The organism is Microbacterium sp. (assembly GCF_011620715.1).
In the GTDB taxonomy this organism is placed as follows: Bacteria; Actinomycetota; Actinomycetes; order Actinomycetales; family Microbacteriaceae; genus Microbacterium.
The window spans coordinates 1-3,290 of sequence record NZ_WOYP01000097.1 but is presented as its reverse complement, the minus strand read 5'-3'; the positions used below and the strand labels follow the sequence as shown (position 1 = coordinate 3,290).

General features: G+C 70.5%; 4 protein-coding genes. 1 reads left to right on the top strand and 3 read right to left on the bottom strand.

Going from position 1 to position 3,290, the window contains the following annotated elements; all coding sequences use genetic code 11:
- On the top strand, window positions 1-282 hold a 282-nt coding region (locus tag QZV84_RS09620; RefSeq protein WP_292828887.1), incomplete at its 5' end, for a PfkB family carbohydrate kinase.
- Window positions 283-286: 4 nt separating this feature from the next.
- On the opposite strand, the gene QZV84_RS09615 is transcribed toward QZV84_RS09620, so the two are convergent.
- The 3 genes from QZV84_RS09615 to QZV84_RS09605 are packed head-to-tail and all read right to left on the bottom strand — an operon-like array spanning window position 287 to window position 3,140.
- Window positions 287-1,666 (bottom strand): NAD(P)(+) transhydrogenase (Re/Si-specific) subunit beta, encoded by a 1,380-nt coding sequence (locus QZV84_RS09615; protein ID WP_292828885.1) that lies wholly within the window; start codon window positions 1,664-1,666, stop codon window positions 287-289.
- The gene (locus QZV84_RS09610) at window positions 1,663-1,992 is read right to left on the bottom strand and encodes an NAD(P) transhydrogenase subunit alpha (RefSeq protein ID WP_292828883.1); all 330 of its coding nucleotides are present in this window, start codon (window positions 1,990-1,992) and stop codon (window positions 1,663-1,665) included. The genes QZV84_RS09615 and QZV84_RS09610 overlap by 4 nt, the downstream gene beginning before the upstream one ends.
- Window positions 1,992-3,140, bottom strand: a complete 1,149-nt coding sequence (locus tag QZV84_RS09605) for an NAD(P) transhydrogenase subunit alpha (RefSeq protein ID WP_292828881.1) — start codon at window positions 3,138-3,140, stop codon at window positions 1,992-1,994. The genes QZV84_RS09610 and QZV84_RS09605 overlap by 1 nt, the downstream gene beginning before the upstream one ends.
- Window positions 3,141-3,290: the final 150 nt, after the last annotated feature.

The window sequence follows — 3,290 nt, the reverse complement described above, 5'->3', positions numbered from 1 at the left end:
GGCGCCGCGCTGGCGGGCGCCGCGGAGCCGACCGCGATCGCTGCTCGTGTCCAGGCCCCGACGCTCGTGCTGACGCTCGGTGCGGACGGCGTGATCGTCGAGGGCGAGCACTTCGCCGCGGTGACCGCGCCGACCGCCATCGACCCGACCGGCGCGGGCGACGCGTTCTGCGCCGGCTTCCTCGCGCGCTGGGTGAAGGACCACGATGCGGCCGCAGCGGCGCGCGCGGGCACCGAGGTGGCCGCGCGCGCCGTCGGGGTCGTCGGCGGGAGACCCGCCTGAGCGCTCAGGCCGAGGCCTTCACCGACGAGAGCACCTTCGTCAGCGTCTGCTTGGCATCGCCGAGCACGATCGACACCTTCGGGTCGTAGAACAGCTCGTTCTCGATCCCGGCGAATCCGGGGCTGAGCGAGCGCTTGAAGAACACGACCTGCTGCGCGTCGGCGACCGTGAGGGTCGGCATCCCGTAGATGGGCGAACCGGGCGAGGTCTTCGCCGCCGGGTTCACCACGTCGTTCGCGCCGATGACCAGTACGAGGTCGGTGGTCTTGAACCGCGGGTTGACCTCGTCCATCTCGATGAGCGCGTCGTAAGGCACGTTCGCCTCGGCCAGCAGCACGTTCATGTGTCCCGGCATCCGGCCCGCGACCGGGTGGATGCCGAACACGACGTCCACGCCCTGATCGCGCAGGATCTCGGCGAGCTCGGCCGCGGCGTGGTGGGCACCGGCCACGGCGAGCCCGTAGCCCGGCACGATCACGACCCGCTGTGCGTAATCCAGCAGGATCGCGACGTCGTCGGCCTCCATGGTCCGCACCGGACGGTCGGATCCGGCGGCCGACGTGGTCGAGGCGACATGGGCCCGGAATGCGCCGAACACGATGCCCGCGACCGTGCGGCCCATCGCCTTGGCCATCGCCATGGTCAGGATCGTGCCGCTCGCACCGACGAGCGTGCCGGCGATCAGCAGCAGGACGTTGGAGAGCACGAGACCGGATGCCGCCACCGCGAGCCCTGTGAATGCGTTGAGCAGCGAGATCACGATCGGCACGTCGGCGCCGCCGATGGGCAGGACCAGCAGCACGCCGAGCGCGAGGCCGACCACCAGCAGCAGGTATGCCCACAGCGAGTCGCCGGTCACGACGAGCGCGACTCCGAGACCGACCGCCGCGACCACGAGCAGCACCATCAGCACGCGCAGGCCCGGGAACGTGACCGCCTTCGTGGTGATGGTGCCCTGCAGCTTGCCGAAGGTGACGAACGACCCGGTCAGCGAGACCCCGCCGATCAGTACGGTGAACGCGACGACTCCGAGGGTCCACGGGCTCTCGCTGTGCGAGATCTCGACGAGGGCGACCAGGGCCGCGGCTCCGCCGCCGACACCGTTGAAGGCCGCGACGAGCTGAGGCATCTGAGTCATCTGCACGCGCCGCGCCGCGATCACGGCGATGACCGATCCGACGGCCATGGCCGCGATGATCCAGACCAGGTTGCGCAGCTCGACGCTCAGCATGTAGGCGACGATCGCGAGCGCCGCGCCTGCCGCGCCGAACAGGTTCGCGCGGCGAGCCGTGCGCGGATTGCTCAGGCCCTTGAGAGCGAGGATGAACAGCACGGCTGCGACGATGTAGCAGACCGTCACGACTTCGGGGGGCAGGAGGCTCATGCGCCGACCTCCGATTTCGCGGCCGCGACGCGGGGTTTCGCTGCATTCCCGCGCTTCGCTGTGAACATCAGCAGCATCCGGTCGGTCACCACGAAGCCGCCGACCACATTGATCGTGGCAAGCAGCACGGCGAGGATCGACAGCGCGAGCGCGATCGGGTCCTCGGCCTGACCGGCGACGAGGATCGCGCCGAGCAGGATGATGCCGTGGATCGCGTTCGCCTCCGACATCAGAGGCGTGTGCAGCGTGCTCGAGACCTTCGAGACGACCTCGAAGCCGAGGAAGACCGCGAGGATCGTGATGGTGATGAGGGCGAAGCCGTCCATCAGGCGCGCACCTCCTCGACGGTCGCCGCGACCCGGTCGTTGACGATCTTTCCGTCGTGGGTCACGGCGCTGCCCGAGACCAGTTCGTCGTCGAAGTCGAGCACGATGTCACCTTCTCTCATGATCAGCGCGGCGAAGTTGGCACAGTTCATCGCGTACAGCTTGGAGGCATCCGGCGCGAGGTCGGACTGGATGTCGCGGGCGCCGATCAGCGTCGCAACCCCGCCGGTGACTTCGATCGCCCGTCGCTCCCCCGCCACCGATCCCTCGATGTTGCCGCCCGACTCGGCCGCCAGGTCGACGAGCACAGATCCGGGCTTCATCGCGGCGACCATGGCCGCCGTGACCAGTCGCGGCGCGGCGCGGCCGGGAACCGCAGCGGTCGTGATGACGATGTCGGATGCCGCGATGTGCGGCGCGAGCAGCTCCTGCTGCCGGCGCGCGCGGTCCTCCGCGAGCTCCTTCGCGTAGCCGCCGCCCGCTTCGGCGGTGCCGAGATCCAGGTCGATGAACGTGCCGCCCACCGAGCGGACTTCGTCGGCGGATGCCGCGCGCACGTCGTTTGCCGAGACCACACCGCCGAGCCGTTTCGCGGTCGCGATGGCCTGCAGCCCTGCCACGCCCGCCCCCAGCACGAGCACGCGCGCGGGCGCGAGGGTGCCCGCCGCGGTCATGGTCATGCCGAACATGCGGCCGAACGCGTCGGCGGCGATAGTGACGAGACGGTAGCCGGCCAGCAGCGATTGCGAGGACAGCACGTCCATCGACTGCGCGCGGGAGATGCGCGGCAGCAGGTCGAGCGCGAACGAGGTGATGCCGCCGTCCCGGGCGGCCGCGACTGCGGCGGCGTTCTGGAACGGGTCGAGGGTGCCGACGGTGATGGCTCCCGGGGGCAGGGTGGCGATCTCGGCCGCCGTCAGCGGGCGGACGTGGAACAGGATGCCCGGTGCGACAGCCTGGTCGCGGGCGACGATGCGGGCCCCGGCCGCTTCGTACGCGGCATCCATGATCAGGGATCCGGCACCGGCGCCCGACTCGACCTCGACGGTGGCGCCGGCGGCGAGCAGCTTCTTCACGCTGTCGGGCGTCGCCGCGACGCGCTTCTCGCCCGTCGAGCGCTCGGCGCGCACGCGCACGTGGATCGTCACTGCATCCTCATTCCCGCCGCGACAGCCGTGTCGCGGCACTTCCGTCATCTTATCCGGCGACTCCGACGACTCACTGCCGAGAAGGTGCGCCCCCGCGCGAAAAGGTGCGCCCCCGCGCGAAAAGGTGCGCCCCCGCGCGAAAAGGTGCGC